Below are 17,377 nucleotides of genomic sequence, written 5' to 3' on the forward strand. Positions count from 1 at the left end.
AGGCAGAAGAGGATAGGCTTATGGATTGGCAAGTGGTTTTAGCGTTGTTCGGTAGTTTTGCCGTGTTGCTGGCTCTGGGTATACCGGTATCCTTTGCGATTGGTTTGTCATCATTACTGGCAATTATGATGACTTTGCCAATGGAAGCGGCGATTACCGTGGTTGCGCAGCGTATGGCAGCCGGCGTTGATAACTTCTCTTTACTCGCTATCCCGTTCTTTATTCTGGCGGGAAATATTATGAATCAGGGGGGAATCGCTGCCCGTCTGATTAATCTGGCAAAAGTCATAGGCGGCCGTTTGCCCGGTTCTCTGGTGCACGTCAATATTATGGCGAATATGTTTTTCGGGGCAATTTCGGGTTCAGCGGTGGCATCGGCTGCGGCGGTGGGCGGAACGATGGCGCCAATGCAGAAAAAAGAGGGTTATGAGCCGGAATATTCTGCTGCGGTAAACATTGCTTCCTGCCCTGCCGGTTTGTTGATCCCGCCAAGTAACACCTTGATTGTTTACTCACTGGTTTCTGGTGGCACATCAATTGCCGCACTGTTTCTGGCGGGTTATATTCCCGGTATTTTGATGGGTGTATCCTTGATGATTGTGGCGGCAATCATTGCCAAACGCCGTGGTTATCCGGTGTCACCTAAGCCTACATGGAACGAGTTTTTCACCACATTGGTTCGCGCATTGCCTTCTCTGATGCTGGTTGTGATTATTATGGGAGGGATCATTGCGGGTATATTTACCGCCACAGAAGCTTCAGCGATTGCCGTGTTATACAGCTTTGTATTGGCAGTGCTAATTTATCGTGAAGTCAGTATCGCCAAACTACCAAAAATCATTCTCGATTCTGCGGTAACCACTTCCATTGTTTTGTTGCTGATTGGTGCATCAATGGGCATGTCTTGGGCAATGGCGAATGCGGATCTGCCCTATTTGATTGCTGATGCACTCATGGCGGTTTCTGAAAACCCACTGGTTATTCTGCTGGTCATTAATCTCATTCTGTTGCTGGTGGGAACCTTTATGGATATGACACCGGCGATTCTGATTTTTACGCCTATTTTCTTGCCGGTGGCGCAGAATATGGGTATTGATCCAGTACATTTCGGGATCATTATGACCTTCAACCTAGCTATTGGTATCTGTACACCACCGGTAGGGAGTGCGTTGTTTGTTGGTTGTTCTATCGGTGAAGTCAGTATTAATAAAGTATTGAAACCTTTGGTACCCATGTATTGCGCTTTGGTTATCGCGTTGATGTTGGTGACCTTTATACCGCAACTGAGCTTGTGGTTGCCTCAGATGTTACTGAACTATTAATCATTCAGGTAATCCGCGTCATTAAACAGGAATTGTTCTATGATCCGTAATATAGCCAACAGCAAAATCAATCCCGCTATTTCTCTGCCTTCTTATGATCGTCAAAAATTGGTTACCCGTATTGTTCATCTGGGATGTGGTGCTTTTCACCGGGCACATCAGGCCGTTTTTACTCACCAGATGTTGGAAAAAACCGGCAGTGACTGGGGAATTTGTGAAGTCAGTTTGTTCTCTGGTCATCGGTTGATTCAGCAACTTAAAGAGCAGGATTGCTTGTGTACCATTGCGGAGAAAGGGGCGGATAAAACCGAGCTAAAAATTATCGGCTCTATGATTGATGCTTTACACCCTGAGTTTGTCGGTCAGCAAGGTATTCTGGAAACCATAGCGCAGCCGCAAGTGGCGATTATTTCTCTGACGATTACCGAAAAAGGGTATTGCATTGATGCAGCCAGCGGCAAGCTGGATGTGAATAATGCATTAATTCAACGGGACTTAGCTAACCCAACTGAACCGACATCGGCCATTGGTTATATTGTCGAGGCGCTCCGTCTGCGTTATGAACGTAACTTGCCGCCATTGACGGTGATGTCCTGCGATAATATCAGGGAAAATGGCAAAGTTGCCCGTGAAGCGGTGGTGGATTTTGCCCGTTTACGTGATGAAACGTTAGCGCAATGGATTGAACGGAATGTGACTTTTCCATGCACCATGGTTGACCGGATTGTTCCTGCTGCCACGTCAGAATCGTTGGAAGAGATAGCCGAACAATTAGGTGTATATGATCCCTGTGCAATCACCTGTGAACCTTTCCGTCAGTGGGTGATTGAGGATAACTTTGCCAATGGCCGTCCAAACTGGGATGTGGCAGGAGCCCAATTCGTTAAAGATGTGCTGCCTTTTGAAACCATGAAATTGCGGATGTTAAACGGTAGCCACTCATTTTTAGCCTATCTGGGCTATTTGGCGGGATATGTGCATATTGCTGACGCTATGGCGAACCCCGATTACCGGCAAGCTGCCTTGAATCTGATGCTGAAAGAACAAGCGCCAACCTTGACGATGCCGGTAGGAACCGATCTTTTCCAGTATGCTAATTTGTTGATTGAGCGTTTTAGTAATCCCAACCTTAAGCATCAAACCTGGCAGATAGCAATGGATGGCAGCCAGAAATTGCCACAACGTATGTTTGATTCTGTCACTTATCATCTGGCAAACGGCAGCGATTACCGCCATTTGGCCTTGGGTATCGCCGGGTGGATGCGTTATGTCAGCGGTAAAGATGAGCAGGGCAAATTGATTGATGTGCGCGATCCACTGGTTGACCAATTTACGTCTATTTACCAGCAATATGGATTATCTGTTGATGTGGTTCCCGCATTGTTGGCGATTTTTGGCAACCCATTGTTAGCTGATGCGCATTTTGTCCGGGCAGTTACCGAAGCCTACCAGCTATTATTAGAGCGTGGTGCCTGCCACGCTGTGGCGACACTTTGATTTGTCTGACAGGGAAAGAGATATGAAAAATTTTATGTGTGAAGATTTTCTTCTGAACAATGAAACTGCCCGTCAGCTATATCATGAACATGCCGCAGATATGCCGATTTATGATTATCACTGTCATCTTAATCCGCGTGAAATTGCTGAAAATCGCCGGTTTGATAACCTTGGTCAGATTTGGCTAGAAGGGGATCACTATAAATGGCGGGCTATGCGCTGTGCGGGTATTGATGAATCGTTGATCACAGGTAAGCAAACGCGTGATTATGAAAAATATCAGGCATGGGCAAAAACAGTACCGTTGACATTAGGAAATCCGCTTTATCACTGGACACATCTAGAATTACGTCGCCCATTTGGTATTACTGGGAAATTGTTCGGGCCACACACTGCTGATGAAATCTGGCATCAATGCAATGAAAAGCTGGCAACCCCGGAGTTTTCAGCGCGTGGCATTATGCAGCAAATGAATGTGCATATGGTTGGAACCACGGATGATCCAGTAGATTCTCTGCAATATCACCGCCAAATCGTGACAGATGAGAGTTTCGATATCGAAGTATTACCAAGCTGGCGTCCTGATCGGGTATTTAAAATCGAGCTGGCGGGTTTCATTGACTATATCAAACAGCTTGAAGCCGTGGCTGATGTATCGATCACTGCTTTTACTGATGTGTTGAAGGCGTTGGAGCGTCGGCTTGAGCATTTTGCTGTTCATGGCTGCCGGGCGGCTGATCACGGCATAGAAAATCTGCGCTATGCTCCCATTCCTGATGAAACGGTATTAGATAGCATCCTGCAAAAACGGCTGGCAGGAGGCACTCTCTCTGAGCTTGAAATTGCACAGTACACCACGGCGATTCTGGTATGGTTTGGCCGACAATATGCCGCCCGTGGTTGGGTGATGCAAATGCATATCGGCGCTATTCGCAACAATAATAGCCGTATGTTCCGCTTACTTGGCGCGGATAGCGGCTTTGATTCCATGGGTGATAACAATATTGCTTGGCCGTTATCTCGCTTGCTGGATAGTCTGGATATGGCGGATGAATTGCCGAAAACGATTCTTTACTGTCTGAATCCACGAGATAACGAAGTGATTGCAACAATGGTCGGTAACTTTCAAGGTGGTGGCATCGCCGGTAAAGTGCAGTTTGGTTCGGGCTGGTGGTTCAATGATCAGAAAGATGGCATGTTGCGTCAGCTTGAACAACTTTCCCAACTTGGGTTGCTGAGTCAATTTGTGGGTATGTTGACCGATTCTCGTAGCTTCCTTTCATACACGCGGCATGAATATTTTCGTCGTATTCTGTGTAACTTGTTGGGACAATGGGCAGAGCACGGCGAAATTCCTAACAACAAAGCCATGTTAGGGCAGGTGATTGAGGATATTTGCTTTAATAACGCCCGCCGTTATTTTGCCTTGCCGGGAGAAAACCCATGAAGCAGATTGCATTCCTCGGTGAATGTATGATTGAACTTAATGGTGCCCCTTTTGCGACCATGCATCAGGCTTTTGGTGGTGATGTCCTGAACAGTGCAGTTTATTTAGCGCGTGCAAGCCAACAGCAGATTGCCGTTCATTTTGTGACTGCGTTAGGCATGGATTCGCTCAGTGAAGGGATGATGACACGTTGGCAAGACGAAGGCATTCATACGCATCTGGTTTTGCGTGATCCGGTTCATCAACCGGGATTGTATTTGATTCAACTTGATGAACTGGGAGAGCGGACCTTTCTGTACTGGCGTAATGATTCCGCTGCCCGTTATATGGTGCGCCATCCTGATTTCTCTTCGGTTATGCAAGCATTGCAGCAGATGGATGCCGTTTATCTCAGTGGTATCAGCCTGGCTATCTTGCCTGTCGATGATCGTGAAAAGCTACTAAACTTGCTGGCTGAACTGGCGGCGCAAGGAAAAACCATCATTTTCGACAGTAATTACCGTCCGGCATTGTGGGAAAGTGTGGAAGAAACCCAAATTTGTTATCAGAAATTACTTGCCTTTACCTCTCTGGCACTGGTGACAGATGACGATGAATGCAAGCTGTGGGGCGATAAATCGGTTACAGCAACCATGATTCGTCTTAAACAGGCAGGAGTTAAAGAAGCCATTATTAAAGCGGGGGCTGTCGGCTGTTATTATCAGCATTTGGAACAGGACACTCCGATTGAGCTGATCCCAACGGCGCCGGTGGTTAACGTGGTCGATACCACGGCGGCGGGAGACGCCTTTAATGCTGGGTTTCTGGCAGGATTTCTGACGGATTGCCCGAGACAACAAGCGGCAATCATGGGGCATCGTCTTGCTGGTACAGTTATTCAGCATAAAGGGGCGATTATTCCAATCAGTGCCACTAAGACAGTGACGGACAGTTTCTTTTAACAGCGGAGAGAAAATTGATGAAACAGATGATTGAACAGTTACGCCAGTTAAAAATTATACCTGTGATTGCTGTTGACCGAGCGGAAGATATTATTCCGTTAGGTAAGGCATTGGCTGACAATGGCTTGCCGGTAGCGGAAATTACTTTCCGTTCTGCGGCAGCGGCGGAAGCTATTCGCCTGTTGAGAGAGGCTCAGCCGAATATGTTGATTGGCGCGGGTACTGTTCTGAATCGTGATCAGGTGGTTGCTGCGAAACAGGCTGGCGCCGATTTTATGGTTTCTCCGGGTTTTAATCCAAATACGGTCAAAGCTTGTCAGCAATTGAATATTCCTATTATTCCGGGTGTGAATAATCCAAGTGCGATTGAAGGTGCAATGGAGTTGGGGCTAAAACTGCTGAAATTCTTTCCGGCAGAACCTTCTGGCGGTTTGCCAATGATTAAAGCGATATTAGCACCTTATACTGAACTGCAAATTATGCCTACTGGGGGGATCGGACCAAATAATATCCGTGATTACCTTGCTGTGCCGCGTATTGTGGCGTGTGGCGGTTCATGGATGGTCAGTAAAGCGCTGGTGGATAATCGAAATTGGCAGGAAATTGGTCGCCTGACTCGTGAAGCGGTGGATTGGGTTAATGCTTAAGGCATAATCGTCCCTGCGTTTTGAGAAAATATGTAGGCAGGAAATTATTTGATGAGTGTAACTTTACAGGAAATCCTTGATCTTCAAACGTTGATCGAAACGAGTGAAGTTGAGTTCAAACTAGCCAACGGCAGAGATGGCAAAGGCGAATTGCCCCGTGATTTTTGGCCAAGTTATAGTGCTATGGCAAATAGCGGTGGAGGTTGGGTTATTCTTGGTGTGAAAGAAAAAAAAGGTAAATTCACTCCGGTTGGTGTTGAAAACGTAGAAAAAATAAAATCTGATTTATTTAATACTGTTAACAATCCATCTATGGTCAGTATTAATTTGTTAACCGATAGCAGTGTTCAATCTGTAAAATTACAGGGAAAAAATGTTGTTGCTGTTCGTATCCCTGCTGCGCTACGTAAACAAAAACCCGTGTTTATAAAAGGTGATCCTTTAAAAGGTTCTTATCAAAGAAGAAATGAAAGTGATCAACTTTGCGATGCTGAGACAGTAAAACGGTGGTTAGTGGAACAGGTTGAAGATGAGCGTGATGCTCGTATTTTAACTGGTTTCGATATAACCGATCTTAATATGGATAGCTTAAAGACTTTCCGGCAACTACTTGCTAGTGCAAAACCAAATCATCCCTATTTGGAGCATGAACTCCCCGAATTTCTGCGTTTAATACGAGCATGGCGTAAAGATCGAGTAACTGGACAAGAAGGCTTAACACTTGCTGGTGTTCTGATGTTTGGTAACTGGGATGCTATTATGGAGGCTGCCCCACATTACTTTGTGGATTATCAGGAACGGCCAGAAGCTAAAACTGAATTGCGTTGGATTGATCGTGTTTATCCAGATGGAACGTGGTCTGGGAATTTGTTTGATTTCTATCGCAGAGTTTATCGAAAACTAATCACTGATCTTAAAGTTCCTTTCGGGATCCAGTGTGGTCAGCGTCAAGATGATACGTTGGTTCATATTGCGTTACGTGAAGCATTAGTCAATACATTAGTGCATGCGGATTTTACAGGAAGGGTATCCATACTTGTTGTAAAACGGCCAGATATGTTTGGTTTTCGTAACCCTGGATTAATGAGAGTACCGATTGAATTTGCAATTAAAGGTGGAGATAGCGATTGCCGGAACAGGATCATGCATCAAATGTTTTTGCTGATTGGTTTAGGAGAGCGGGCGGGATCTGGGTTACCTAAAATATATAGCGGATGGTCTTCTGCTGATTGGCGTCGGCCTAATTTACATGAGCGTCAGATACCAGAGCAAACCTTGTTGGAGCTACCTACTGCTAGCTTGATCCCTGAAAATATCTTAATGCAGTTGAGACTCAGGTTTGGAAGCGAATTTGAACAATTAGAAAATCTTGATCGAGTGATTTTAGCTACAGTTGCTGTAGAAGGGTGGATTAATCATCAACGGGCTTGTGAGCTAACAACTCTACACTCCCGGGAAGTCACTTTGGCCTTCCCCCGGCTTGAATATAAAGGCTTTTTGGTTGCATCAGGTGAAAAACGTAATAAGTCCTACACATTACCGGGTATGTCGTTACCGAACCCAGAAGAAATTTTTTCATCTGTAATAATAAATAGTGTTAATAATGGATTGGGCTTGCTTCATAAGGACTCTAGCTTGCCTCATATGGACTCTAGCTTGCCTCATAAGAACTCTAGCTTGCCTCATAAGAATTCTAGCTTGCCTCATAAGGACTCTAGCTTGCCTCATAAGGATTCTAGCTTGCCTCATACAGCTTCAGATGCTCAAATCACCCGGGATGAGTTAGGACGGCTCACTTCTTCTTCGTTTAGCTTGCCATTTGTTGATCACTTAGAGTACATAAAGTTAGATTTAAGAAAAAAACTGCAAGAAATTGCTAAACCTGCTTATGAGAATCGACGATTAGAACCGGAGCAAATGCAACTGCTCATCACGAAACTTTGCTATTCTCACTATATCTGTATTGATGTGTTGAGTACGTTATTAAATCGTTCAGCGAAAAATCTTAGACAGCGTCATATAAAACCATTGATTGATAAACAATGCTTGATTATGGCATTTCCACAAACACCGAATCATCCTAATCAGGGGTACACTGCCAGAATGTCATCACAGGGGTAACACCTTTTGCTAAATTAGGTGGGATTCTTTAAGGTACAGTCCTGCCTAAATAATATGGATGGAAATTATGGCAGAAAGATACGGGAGGATATTTAGTTTCCTGTATGTGGCAAAATAGGTTTATATATGCAATATTTTATTTGCATAGGATGAGAAATATATACATCATAAGAAAGAGACTTAGAACCTCCATGATTGTTTGTCTGTAATTACTCTATTAACCATTCAGTTATTTTTTTGAGTGATTAATAAAGTAGATTGAATATTAGTATTTTAATGTTTCTGTTAAATAATAAGTTTTTATTAATGACTTGTAATTGTTTAAATATATTTTAATTTGAATGTCATTCTGCTAATAGTAGCACAATCTGTCCTCGGTGTTATATAAGATAAAATAACCAGAATAATATAGAAATAAAGTAAATCGATATTCATAGTTTTATACTCTACAATGAGTTGTTACCTGAATAAAATCAGCAGATTCACCGATCTTCATTTCAATATTGACACTTTTGACTTCATTAATGTTCTTTATATGTGTACCACCACATGGAATTGTGATTACCATAGAGCCAATAGTCGATTTCCATAATCTGGTATCACTGATCTCTTTCGATTTATATTCGACAGTGATTTCTGCTCCTTGGGTCAGCCAATTATTGAGTGTGTTATTAACTTCTTTATTAATTTTATCTAGATTTTCAATTAATATATTTTTATCAAATCCTTTCTTTTTGATCGATTTACCAAAGCGGTAAATATCCACTGATTTAAGTTCTGTGACCGAAGATTGGTAAATGGCGGCTTTATCTAAATTATAATTTCCTAAATCGTCGGTGTCGTATACTTTAGACCATAGATGATTAGTTGCTTTATTTAAAGCAAGAGACATAAAGTGAGCCATCGAGTGTGCGGCACTTACCCTATATCTTGTTTCATCGTTCACAGATAGAGTTACTGTTTTCCCTATGAGGTCTCTTTCAGAAATTCCCTGTAAATCAGGTAAGTAATGTGCTGGAATAATTTTAGCTGGCGACGTTGCTTGTTTCGTTATTTCCTGATCTATATATAAATGACCATTGATAAGGCCAGCAGTGTAAACTTTTGTCACGGTAAGTTCTTTATCGCCTACTAAAACTATTCCATTATCATATAATTGGTCCGGCCACTTATAGTTCTTCGGGTAGAACGGACTATCTTGGGTTATCAAAATGGTGCCATCTTCGTATTTCATAACCCCGATAATGTTAGATTCTAACGTCAGGGTTCCCAGCATAAATGAGGCTTCGGCTGTCAATAATTCATTAATATTCATATCTATAATCATGTAACATCTCGCTAGTTATCATTTTGTGGTATCTATTGCTACCAAGTCGTTTGTTAATTTTATTCCCTAAAAATTTTTTTTATTTGAATTTTTAGTTAATCAAAGAGATAGTTGGCAGTGGTATCAAATATGATTATCCTCATCTCCGTATATTAATCAAAGATAGAATTAAAAAAGCCGTATTGATATGTATGTAATAGCTTTATTCATAGGCTATTTTATACCCTTCATCTTTCAAGCTGCTGCTTTGTTGGCTACTTTCACTCACCCCAGTCACATAGTTATCTATGCTCCTGGGGATTCGTTCACTTGCCGCCGCGCTGCAACTCGAAATCTATTAGGTATAGGTATTATTGCAAATGGAAAAGTCACATGTTTTAAATGTTTTGTTTACATGATCAATTGCTATTTTCAGAGTAAAATTTGTTGATTAGTTATCAAAATAATTTTCTGGACCAAAAAATAGACAGTCGAACTAATGAGGTATACGATACATACATCTGATATCTGATAAGAGGAAATAAATATGGTTGCTATGGTAAGAATTAATATAGATTTACCGGAAGAAACGATTAGGAAGCTTGAGATTTTGAAGGAACGCTCTCCTGATAAGTCACGTGCTGCACAGATCCGAAAAGCAATAGATGCTTATCTTGATGCTAATATTTCAGAACAGAATAATAGTGTTTTCGGTTTGTGGGGCGACAAAAAATCGGATGGATTGGAATATCAAAATAATTTACGCAAGGAATGGCAATGATTGCTATGAAGTCGTTATTTGATACTAATATATTTATAGGATATTGAAGGTATGGTTGCAAGTGTTGCATAACATAAGGTTGAAAAATCATGCCAATGAGATTATGAATGGCTTAAAGGAATACGAGCCTATTTATTCGTAGCATAATTATGTTGCGCTTAACTATCTATGCGAAACTGTGACATCTATTATTTTTATGAAATCTACTGGGTGATGATCAGAATTTTGTTCCCTAGTTAGACTATGAACGAAAGATAAAACTTGAATTTCATCTTCATGTCCAATTTGATACCTATTTCCTATAGAGTCAGATGTTGAACACCCTGATGATATTAACCCTTGTTTACGGCCAGTTAGTTTTAAGTAAATAGAGAAGCTCATATAAACATCCTATATCAATCCCATAACAGTTAATAGAAGTGTCTATATTATCTCCATAATATAAAAGAATCAAAAGTATTGTTTATATAAGAATCTTAAAATGTTCGTGGTTAATTGCTCCAACAGGGAGCATGAGACAGTATTTTACACTGAATATATATAATATTTGGTCAATTTATATATCAATCCGGAATTGGAAAGACTGATGTAACGTTTAAGGGAGAAATAGGGCGTGAGTTCAACGTAATAAAAACCGCGAGAAAGTTTTTAATATTCTCGCGGTAGTCGCGTTTTCTAAACTGAAAGATCGATGATTTTCTGTGAAGAAAAATCAAATCTCGGTATGTGGTTTAGCATTCTCCGCCAACCATGCTGCAACGCGCTGCTTCTGTTCTTCATTCAGCCACATACCCAGTTTGGTCCGACGCCAAATTGCGTCATCCAGCTCAACAACCCACTCATTATCAACCAGATAGAGAAGCTCTGCTTCATACAAGCCGTGGCCGAAAGATGCACCCAGATCTGCCAGATTATTAGCATCTTGCAGAATCAGTTCGCTGTTGCTGCCGTAAGTACGTGCATAACGTACAGCAACACCTTCCGGTAACCAGTTGTAACGTTTACGAAGTAGGCGGGCATAACCATCACGATCGCACCCTTCCAGATTACCTCCCGGTAACTGACCATTTTTGGTCCAGGCTTTTCCGGCATTGGGATAGTATTGAATGAGCTTCTCGGTTGCGTGTTCTGCCAGCTTACGGTAAGTAGTTAACTTACCACCAAACACAGACAGTAATGGTGCTTTGCCGTATTCATCATGAATATCAAGGGTATAGTCGCGTGTAATGGCCTGAGGTGAATCGGATTCATCATCGCACAGTGGACGTACGCCAGAATAGGTCCAGACGATATCGTCACGGCTAAGTTGTTTTTTGAAGTGATCGTTATAAACTCTCAACAGATAATTAATCTCCTGATCGTCAATCTTCGCCTCTTTTGGATCACCTTGATATTCCACATCGGTGGTTCCGATAATGGAAAATTCATCCATCCAGGGAATAACAAATACGATACGATGATCTTCGTTTTGCAGAATATAAGCTTGCGGCTCATCATGCACTCTTGGCACCACAATATGACTGCCTTTGATCAGGCGAATACCATAAGGTGATTTCAATTTCAGGCCATCGTCAAAGAATTCTTTAACCCAAGGGCCAGTAGCATTAACCAGACCTTTTGCCCGCCAAGTATAGGTCTTACCTGTACGCAGATCTTCGGCTTCAACCATCCAACCCTCTTGTTCGCGCCATGCACGGGTCACTTTTGTTCGGGTACGGACTTCCCCGCCACGTTTTTTGACTTCTTGAGCGTTAAGGACAACTAAACGAGCATCATCAACCCAGCAGTCAGAATATTCGAAGCCGCGGACCAATTCTGGTTTCAGTACGGAATTGGCACCGAATTTTAGCCCTTTACTGCTCGGCAGGCTGACACGTTTGCCCAAATTGTCATAGAGGAACAGGCCAATACGGATCATCCATGCTGGACGCAGATGTGGCTGGTGCGGCAGGCGGAAACGCATCGGAAAAGCGATGTGTGGTGCAAGGTTCAGTAAAACTTCACGTTCTGCCAGCGCTTCGCTGACCAAACGGAATTCATAATGTTCCAGATAGCGTAAGCCACCGTGGATCAATTTTGAACTGGAAGATGACGTGGCTTTGGCTAAGTCTTGTGCTTCCAGCAACAGAACAGAGAGTCCCCGGCCAGCGGCATCTGCCGCAATCCCGGCGCCGTTAATCCCGCCGCCGATCACAATCAAGTCTTTAGTTTCCATGCATCCTCCTAAAATGTTCGAAACAGTTCTTTAATGCTCGTTTTCGCTCATGATTGTAATCAGAAACCGATCAATAGCCAACTATTTGTTAAGAAAAAACATGTTCGCGTGATATGGATAGCAAATATTACCTTATCCATATAATTTGAATGGTATTAATGAAGAAGCTAAAAGATAGCGTAATTGTGGAACGGCAAGAAGATAGGGGATAGCGTTATCCCCAAATGTAGAAAAAACTCTCAGCAGAGTTCGAACTGAACATTATGTTGCTCAATGACTTTCTGAATGCTTGGAGGGGGAGGCTGGTCAGTAAATAGGTGATCAATGAGATTCATGTTACCCAGATTAACCATAGCATTGCGGCCAAATTTAGAATGGTCAGTGACTAGCATAACGCAACGGGAGTTTTCGATAATTGCGCGTTTTATGCGTACTTCATGGTAATCAAATTCCAGTAATGAGCCATCCATATCAATGCCACTGATGCCGAGAATACCGTAATCAAGCCGAAATTGGGAAATAAAATCCAGTGTGGCTTCACCAATAATCCCGCCATCACGGGAACGAATCTCCCCACCTGCTAGGATTAAACGGAAGTCTTCTTTTGTCATTAATAGAGTAGCGACGTTGAGGTTGTTAGTGACAATCCGCAGATCTTTATGATTTAACAATGCGTGAGCGACAGCTTCGGGTGTGGTGCCAATATCAATAAACAGGGTTGCGCCGTCCGGGATATGGCTAGCAACACGTTGCGCAATACGCGCTTTCTCTTCTGACCACATGATCTTGCGGTCGTGATAAGCAGTATTAACTGAACTTGATGGCAATGCGGCACCGCCGTGATGTCGCTGTATTTTGTTTTTATCTGCCAGGTCGTTCAAATCACGGCGGATAGTCTGGGGGCTGACATTAAAGTGTTCAACCAACTCTTCAGTACTGACATAGCCCTGAAGACGTACCAGCTCAACTATTGCATCATGCCGTTGAGTTTGCTTCACGATAGTCCCCTAATGTTCTTAAAAATGCCGGTTATTATTTTTGAATGTATGACGGTTATCCCATAACGCCATCAGTAAACCGATAGTTAAACCGGAGAAATGGGCTGCGTTGGCAATGGATAGCCCAAATGCATCGAAGTATCCAACAATCAGCCAGAAGAGCGAAAAAGCCATCAAACCACGGGGAACACCAATACCACGCTCGGGTGCGCGTTCACCGGTTAGCCAGACATAACCAATTAAAGCGTAAACAACACCAGAAAGGCCGCCAAAGTGAGAACCACTGAATAATGATTGTCCCCAACCGCTGAAAACCGCGGAAACAATCATAATAACAAACAGTTTTCCTGTACCGAGGTGCTTTTCTGTTTGTCCGCCAAGATACCACCACCACATGAGATTAAAGATGATATGCAGTAGTGAGAAGTGCAATAAGCCGTGGGTGACCCAACGCCATAGTTCCATATGTTGGCTATCGTCAGGCCAGGCCAGCCAAGACATCACCTGATAATCGCCGGCAAATTGCATCCAGAGATAAACGACGATATTTAGGAGTAAAACGGTAAGGGTTAATGGGCCAGCCTGACGACTTAAGTATTGCCAATTCAGATTATTGTGGTACTTCAATGGGTGATTCACATCGCCAGATTGCCAACTGGCCGCTTGATAACGTTCATTTAGCGGATCGCGAGTAAATTGCTCCAACTCTTGCTGAACTAGAGTAAGTTTCGTGTCATCTTCTAGCCACAGTTCGACGTGTTGCCCATCGTGACTGGGGCGCATAGTGAGATGGACCTGATGGGTTGCCATATAATCGATAAAGGCTTGCGCCAGACGTGGGTTTGAAATAGCGATTACGCGGATCATGAGGTGTGTTATGCCGGATTATGTGAGGAGTCAACAGCGTGAGGATAGTCTCTGCGCCAGGCTTCAAAGCCGCCATTAATGCTGTAGACAGTTTCAAAACCGATGTTTAATAAATACTGAGCGGCACTCTGGCTGCTATGACCGTGATAACACATGACCATAACCGGCTGCTCGAAATTGGCCTGTAACATAAATTCATTCAATGTGTCATTAGTCAAATGAAAAGCGCCACACACATGGCCTGCTCGGAAACTTTGTGGATCGCGAATGTCCACCATAATGGCGGATTTATCCTGCCAGTGTTGATAAGCCTGCTCAGGGCTGATGGTTTGAAAATGTTCCATATATATTCTGAATTGCTCTTAGAACTTAGAGATTATCCCATTAGGTTATTATTGTAATAATGTTTTCCCGACGATTATCCGAGCGGGAAAATTTGTTATCAGTAATAAGTTATCAGTAATACATTATCAGTAATACATTATCAGTAATACATTATCAGTAATAAGAGTGTTCACCACGTTGGTGTTCAGTCAAGTCTCTTACCCCTTTTAGTTCTGGGAACATGTTCAGCAACTCTTTTTCAATCCCTTCTTTCAGGGTGACATCAACCATTGAACAACCATTACAGCCGCCGCCGAATTGAAGGATAGCGAAACCATCATCAGTGATTTCCATTAGGCTGACGCGGCCACCGTGACCGGCTAACTGTGGATTAATTTGTGACTGCAAAACGTATTCCACACGTTCGACAAGTGGGGAATCGTCAGAAACTTTACGCATTTTGGCGTTAGGGGCTTTTAATGTTAGCTGAGAACCTAACTGATCGGTGACAAAATCAATTTCTGCTTCTTCAAGGAAGGGGGCGCTCAGTTCGTCAACGTAAGCTGACAGTTTATCAAATTTCAGTTCAGTATCTGTCGCTTCAACGGCATCAGGCGGGCAGTAAGATACGCCACACTCAGCGGTAGGCGTACCTGGATTGATGACAAATACGCGTATTTGTGTTCCAGGTTCTTGATTTACCAGTAATTTGGCAAAGTGAGCTTGCGCTGCTTCAGTAATATTAATCATATCATTTGCTCAATAGTTGACTGCTATAGTTGGTTATAATACGCCCATTCTCGTATTGACTACAAGGTTCGACAAATCGCCCAGACCTGCACTGAACGGGCGCCAGCACGAATTAACAAACGGGAAATTTCAGTCATGGTCGCACCGGTGGTAATCACATCATCAAGTATGGCGACATGTTGTCCCGCGACTGGGCCACAAAGCTGAAATGCTTTCCTGAGATTAATTTTACGCCGTGCTGCCGATAAATTTCTTTGTGGTAGTGTAGCATGCGACCGCTGTAGAAAGCTTTGCTGATAATCGCATTGTAGCCATTCTGATAACTGTTTTGCCATTAATACACTTTGATCAAATCCCCGTTTCCAGCGCCGGTGTCGATGCAGTGGCACATTGAGCAGAATGTTGGGTTTATACCATTGTCCATCACGATAGCCCTGTTGCCAGTGCAGCAGAAACAGACGCGCCAGAACTGATGCAAGTTGTGGGGTGCCGTGATATTTATAGCGACGAATCAGGCCACTCAAGGGTGGGCAATAGTCGGTAATCGCTATCATATTCTCCCATAGCGGAGGTTTTTTGAGGCAGCGTCCACAAGGCAGTGAAGGAAGTTCTGAGGGCAGAGCGCAGCACGGGCACATATTTGTCAAACGTTTCAACCGTTTGTTGCAAAAGCTGCATACTCCATGATGTGGAAACCAAAGAGGCTGATGGCATAGCCAACAGTACCCAACCATTGTTAGCATAGACTTCTTCCTTGATGGCAAATAAAGTTGAGAATAACAATGGCTGATCTATTTTGGCAGACTTCTGCGGGAGATTCGCGTGATCTTGTGTTGCTGCACGGATGGGGGCTGAATGCAGAAGTTTGGCGTTCCATTGAAATGCGATGTGCTCCGCATTTTCGTTTACATCTGGTGGATTTACCGGGTTATGGCCGTAGCCAGAAATATGGTCCGATGAATCTTGCAGACATGGCGGATGAAGTTTGGCGATATGCACCGGAAAATGCGTTATGGCTAGGTTGGTCGTTGGGAGGATTAGTTGCCAGCCGGATTGCACTTGACCATCAGGATAAGGTTGCCGGATTAATTACCGTGGCATCTTCACCACATTTCAGCGCAGAAAGTGACTGGCCGGGGATTAAGCCGGAAGTTTTGCGCGATTTCGAACATCAGCTTAGTGAAGATTTCCAGCGCACAGTTGAGCGTTTTCTTGCTTTACAAACATTAGGCACAGATAGTGCCCGTCAAGATGCGCGATTACTGAAATCCGTTGTGCTGGCGCAGCCGATGCCTTCCGTTGAAGTGTTGCATGTTGGTCTGGAAATTTTGCGTACCGAAGATTTAAGGGAGCCTTTGGCTGAGCTTACCATCCCATTTCTGCGGATTTACGGTTATCTTGATGGGTTGGTGCCAAGAAAAATCCTCAACATTCTTGATGAAAAATGGCCGAGTTCAGTTTCAGCCATGATGCGTCATGCCGCTCATGCGCCTTTTATTTCTCATCCAGATGAGTTTGTTGGATTGTTGACTGAATTTGTTAGTAGAGAAGGATTGTAAGGTCGATGAGATAACAGATTTTTATTGGCGTGGTTTGGAGAAGTAAAGCGTCCGCCGCGTGAATGCGGCGGCTCAATTAATTCATAGTCAAATAAATATAAATCAAAGCCATTTTTAAATTCAGTACCTGGTAAATATTCTTTCGTTGAATGATTTAAGTAAGAGTATAAGTATGATTTGAATCTATACCAATTAATTAGGGATAGCGCTTTCTCAGTAAAAATTTTATTAAAGGGATGAGTAAATAGAACACCTTTATCTTCAAGATGAATATTTACCTGCTCTGTTGGAGTTAAAAAATGTTTGTTATAAACAGACATTTAATAGAATCTCATAGTTAGTTCTTCTGACGATTAGATAAATTATAGGGATTAAATTTGTTACTAAGAAAGGCAAATTCTATCGTTTAACTCCATATATTTTCCTTGTCCCTTGATATGGCGCTTTATTTGGTGTGAATACATCATCTCTGAGATACCAAAAAGGGTCGTTTAGATACTTTGTTATGATTTGGTCAAGAATACTCTTTGCTTTAACTTCTATTCTTAATATGTATTTGTTACATAGTTCTCTTGATTAGTATTGAGAAAGTGTTATTAACA

Annotated in this window: 17 protein-coding genes; 8 read left to right on the top strand and 9 right to left on the bottom strand. The window is 42.9% G+C overall.

What is annotated here, in order from left to right:
* Positions 1-20 precede the first annotated feature (20 nt).
* Genes KZ793_RS11775 through KZ793_RS11800 form a run of 6 tightly spaced genes read left to right on the top strand, consistent with a single transcriptional unit; the run spans position 21 to position 7,975 of the window.
* Positions 21-1,322, top strand: coding sequence for a TRAP transporter large permease (locus tag KZ793_RS11775; RefSeq protein WP_225815516.1), 1,302 nt, complete (start codon positions 21-23; stop codon positions 1,320-1,322).
* A gap of 39 nt (positions 1,323-1,361) precedes the next feature.
* Positions 1,362-2,819 (top strand): fructuronate reductase, encoded by a 1,458-nt coding sequence (locus KZ793_RS11780; RefSeq protein ID WP_225815517.1) that lies wholly within the window; start codon positions 1,362-1,364, stop codon positions 2,817-2,819.
* Positions 2,820-2,841: 22 nt separating this feature from the next.
* Complete coding sequence (gene uxaC / locus KZ793_RS11785) at positions 2,842-4,266, top strand: glucuronate isomerase (protein WP_225815518.1); 1,425 nt, start codon at positions 2,842-2,844, stop codon at positions 4,264-4,266.
* Positions 4,263-5,207, top strand: a complete 945-nt coding sequence (locus KZ793_RS11790; RefSeq protein ID WP_225815519.1) for a sugar kinase — start codon at positions 4,263-4,265, stop codon at positions 5,205-5,207. The genes uxaC and KZ793_RS11790 overlap by 4 nt, the downstream gene beginning before the upstream one ends.
* A 17-nt stretch (positions 5,208-5,224) precedes the next feature.
* Positions 5,225-5,854 carry a bifunctional 4-hydroxy-2-oxoglutarate aldolase/2-dehydro-3-deoxy-phosphogluconate aldolase gene (locus tag KZ793_RS11795; protein WP_225815520.1) on the top strand — a complete coding sequence of 210 codons (630 nt, stop codon included), beginning with the start codon at positions 5,225-5,227 and terminating at the stop codon, positions 5,852-5,854.
* 51 nt (positions 5,855-5,905) lie between these two features.
* Positions 5,906-7,975, top strand: a complete 2,070-nt coding sequence (locus KZ793_RS11800) for an RNA-binding domain-containing protein (protein ID WP_225815521.1) — start codon at positions 5,906-5,908, stop codon at positions 7,973-7,975.
* A gap of 439 nt (positions 7,976-8,414) precedes the next feature.
* Here the strand turns inward: KZ793_RS11800 and KZ793_RS11805 are convergent, their stop codons facing one another.
* Positions 8,415-9,290, bottom strand: coding sequence for a hypothetical protein (locus KZ793_RS11805; RefSeq protein ID WP_225815522.1), 876 nt, complete (start codon positions 9,288-9,290; stop codon positions 8,415-8,417).
* Positions 9,291-9,828: 538 nt separating this feature from the next.
* Between KZ793_RS11805 and KZ793_RS11810 the strand changes: the two genes are divergently transcribed.
* Positions 9,829-10,062 (top strand): ribbon-helix-helix protein, CopG family, encoded by a 234-nt coding sequence (locus tag KZ793_RS11810; protein WP_225815523.1) that lies wholly within the window; start codon positions 9,829-9,831, stop codon positions 10,060-10,062.
* A 162-nt stretch (positions 10,063-10,224) separates the two neighbouring features.
* Here KZ793_RS11810 and tssD read toward each other — a convergent pair whose 3' ends face one another.
* From tssD to gntX, 7 genes are all read right to left on the bottom strand, one after another.
* Positions 10,225-10,443 (bottom strand): type VI secretion system tube protein TssD, encoded by a 219-nt coding sequence (tssD, locus tag KZ793_RS11815; protein ID WP_317987460.1) that lies wholly within the window; start codon positions 10,441-10,443, stop codon positions 10,225-10,227.
* Between the two features lie 331 nt (positions 10,444-10,774).
* Positions 10,775-12,277 carry a glycerol-3-phosphate dehydrogenase gene (glpD, locus tag KZ793_RS11820; RefSeq protein WP_225815524.1) on the bottom strand — a complete coding sequence of 501 codons (1,503 nt, stop codon included), beginning with the start codon at positions 12,275-12,277 and terminating at the stop codon, positions 10,775-10,777.
* A 239-nt stretch (positions 12,278-12,516) separates the two neighbouring features.
* Entirely contained in the window at positions 12,517-13,275 is a 759-nt protein-coding gene (locus KZ793_RS11825; RefSeq protein WP_118985154.1) for a DeoR/GlpR family transcriptional regulator, read from the bottom strand.
* 18 nt (positions 13,276-13,293) lie between these two features.
* Positions 13,294-14,142 carry a rhomboid family intramembrane serine protease GlpG gene (gene glpG, locus KZ793_RS11830; protein ID WP_225815525.1) on the bottom strand — a complete coding sequence of 283 codons (849 nt, stop codon included), beginning with the start codon at positions 14,140-14,142 and terminating at the stop codon, positions 13,294-13,296.
* A gap of 8 nt (positions 14,143-14,150) precedes the next feature.
* The gene (gene glpE / locus KZ793_RS11835) at positions 14,151-14,486 is read right to left on the bottom strand and encodes a thiosulfate sulfurtransferase GlpE (protein WP_225815526.1); all 336 of its coding nucleotides are present in this window, start codon (positions 14,484-14,486) and stop codon (positions 14,151-14,153) included.
* 154 nt (positions 14,487-14,640) lie between these two features.
* Positions 14,641-15,216, bottom strand: a complete 576-nt coding sequence (nfuA, locus tag KZ793_RS11840) for a Fe-S biogenesis protein NfuA (RefSeq protein WP_225815527.1) — start codon at positions 15,214-15,216, stop codon at positions 14,641-14,643.
* Between the two features lie 59 nt (positions 15,217-15,275).
* The gene (gene gntX, locus KZ793_RS11845) at positions 15,276-15,959 is read right to left on the bottom strand and encodes a DNA utilization protein GntX (protein ID WP_225815528.1); all 684 of its coding nucleotides are present in this window, start codon (positions 15,957-15,959) and stop codon (positions 15,276-15,278) included.
* 39 nt (positions 15,960-15,998) lie between these two features.
* Here gntX and bioH point away from each other — a divergent pair, with 39 nt between their 5' ends.
* Positions 15,999-16,775 carry a pimeloyl-ACP methyl ester esterase BioH gene (bioH, locus tag KZ793_RS11850; protein ID WP_225815529.1) on the top strand — a complete coding sequence of 259 codons (777 nt, stop codon included), beginning with the start codon at positions 15,999-16,001 and terminating at the stop codon, positions 16,773-16,775.
* Here bioH and KZ793_RS11855 read toward each other — a convergent pair.
* Positions 16,718-17,095 (bottom strand): Abi family protein, encoded by a 378-nt coding sequence (locus KZ793_RS11855; protein ID WP_225815530.1) that lies wholly within the window; start codon positions 17,093-17,095, stop codon positions 16,718-16,720. The two genes, bioH and KZ793_RS11855, sit on opposite strands and share 58 nt — an antisense overlap.
* Positions 17,096-17,377: the final 282 nt, after the last annotated feature.

Source organism: Photorhabdus antumapuensis (assembly GCF_020387775.1).
GTDB classification, from domain to species: Bacteria; Pseudomonadota; Gammaproteobacteria; order Enterobacterales; family Enterobacteriaceae; genus Photorhabdus; species Photorhabdus antumapuensis.

Bases quoted from the DNA above. Each gene is read 5' to 3' on its own strand.
- KZ793_RS11775 (WP_225815516.1), top strand. From the start codon at position 21: ATGGATTGGCAAGTGGTTTTAGCGTTGTTCGGTAGTTTTGCCGTGTTG.
- KZ793_RS11780 (WP_225815517.1), top strand. From the start codon at position 1,362: ATGATCCGTAATATAGCCAACAGCAAAATCAATCCCGCTATTTCTCTG.
- uxaC (WP_225815518.1), top strand. From the start codon at position 2,842: ATGAAAAATTTTATGTGTGAAGATTTTCTTCTGAACAATGAAACTGCC.
- KZ793_RS11790 (WP_225815519.1), top strand. From the start codon at position 4,263: ATGAAGCAGATTGCATTCCTCGGTGAATGTATGATTGAACTTAATGGT.
- KZ793_RS11795 (WP_225815520.1), top strand. From the start codon at position 5,225: ATGAAACAGATGATTGAACAGTTACGCCAGTTAAAAATTATACCTGTG.
- KZ793_RS11800 (WP_225815521.1), top strand. From the start codon at position 5,906: ATGAGTGTAACTTTACAGGAAATCCTTGATCTTCAAACGTTGATCGAA.
- KZ793_RS11805 (WP_225815522.1), bottom strand. From the start codon at position 9,290: ATGAATATTAATGAATTATTGACAGCCGAAGCCTCATTTATGCTGGGA.
- KZ793_RS11810 (WP_225815523.1), top strand. From the start codon at position 9,829: ATGGTTGCTATGGTAAGAATTAATATAGATTTACCGGAAGAAACGATT.
- tssD (WP_317987460.1), bottom strand. From the start codon at position 10,443: ATGAGCTTCTCTATTTACTTAAAACTAACTGGCCGTAAACAAGGGTTA.
- glpD (WP_225815524.1), bottom strand. From the start codon at position 12,277: ATGGAAACTAAAGACTTGATTGTGATCGGCGGCGGGATTAACGGCGCC.
- glpG (WP_225815525.1), bottom strand. From the start codon at position 14,142: ATGATCCGCGTAATCGCTATTTCAAACCCACGTCTGGCGCAAGCCTTT.
- glpE (WP_225815526.1), bottom strand. From the start codon at position 14,486: ATGGAACATTTTCAAACCATCAGCCCTGAGCAGGCTTATCAACACTGG.
- nfuA (WP_225815527.1), bottom strand. From the start codon at position 15,216: ATGATTAATATTACTGAAGCAGCGCAAGCTCACTTTGCCAAATTACTG.
- gntX (WP_225815528.1), bottom strand. From the start codon at position 15,959: ATGCTAACAATGGTTGGGTACTGTTGGCTATGCCATCAGCCTCTTTGG.
- bioH (WP_225815529.1), top strand. From the start codon at position 15,999: ATGGCTGATCTATTTTGGCAGACTTCTGCGGGAGATTCGCGTGATCTT.
- KZ793_RS11855 (WP_225815530.1), bottom strand. From the start codon at position 17,095: ATGTCTGTTTATAACAAACATTTTTTAACTCCAACAGAGCAGGTAAAT.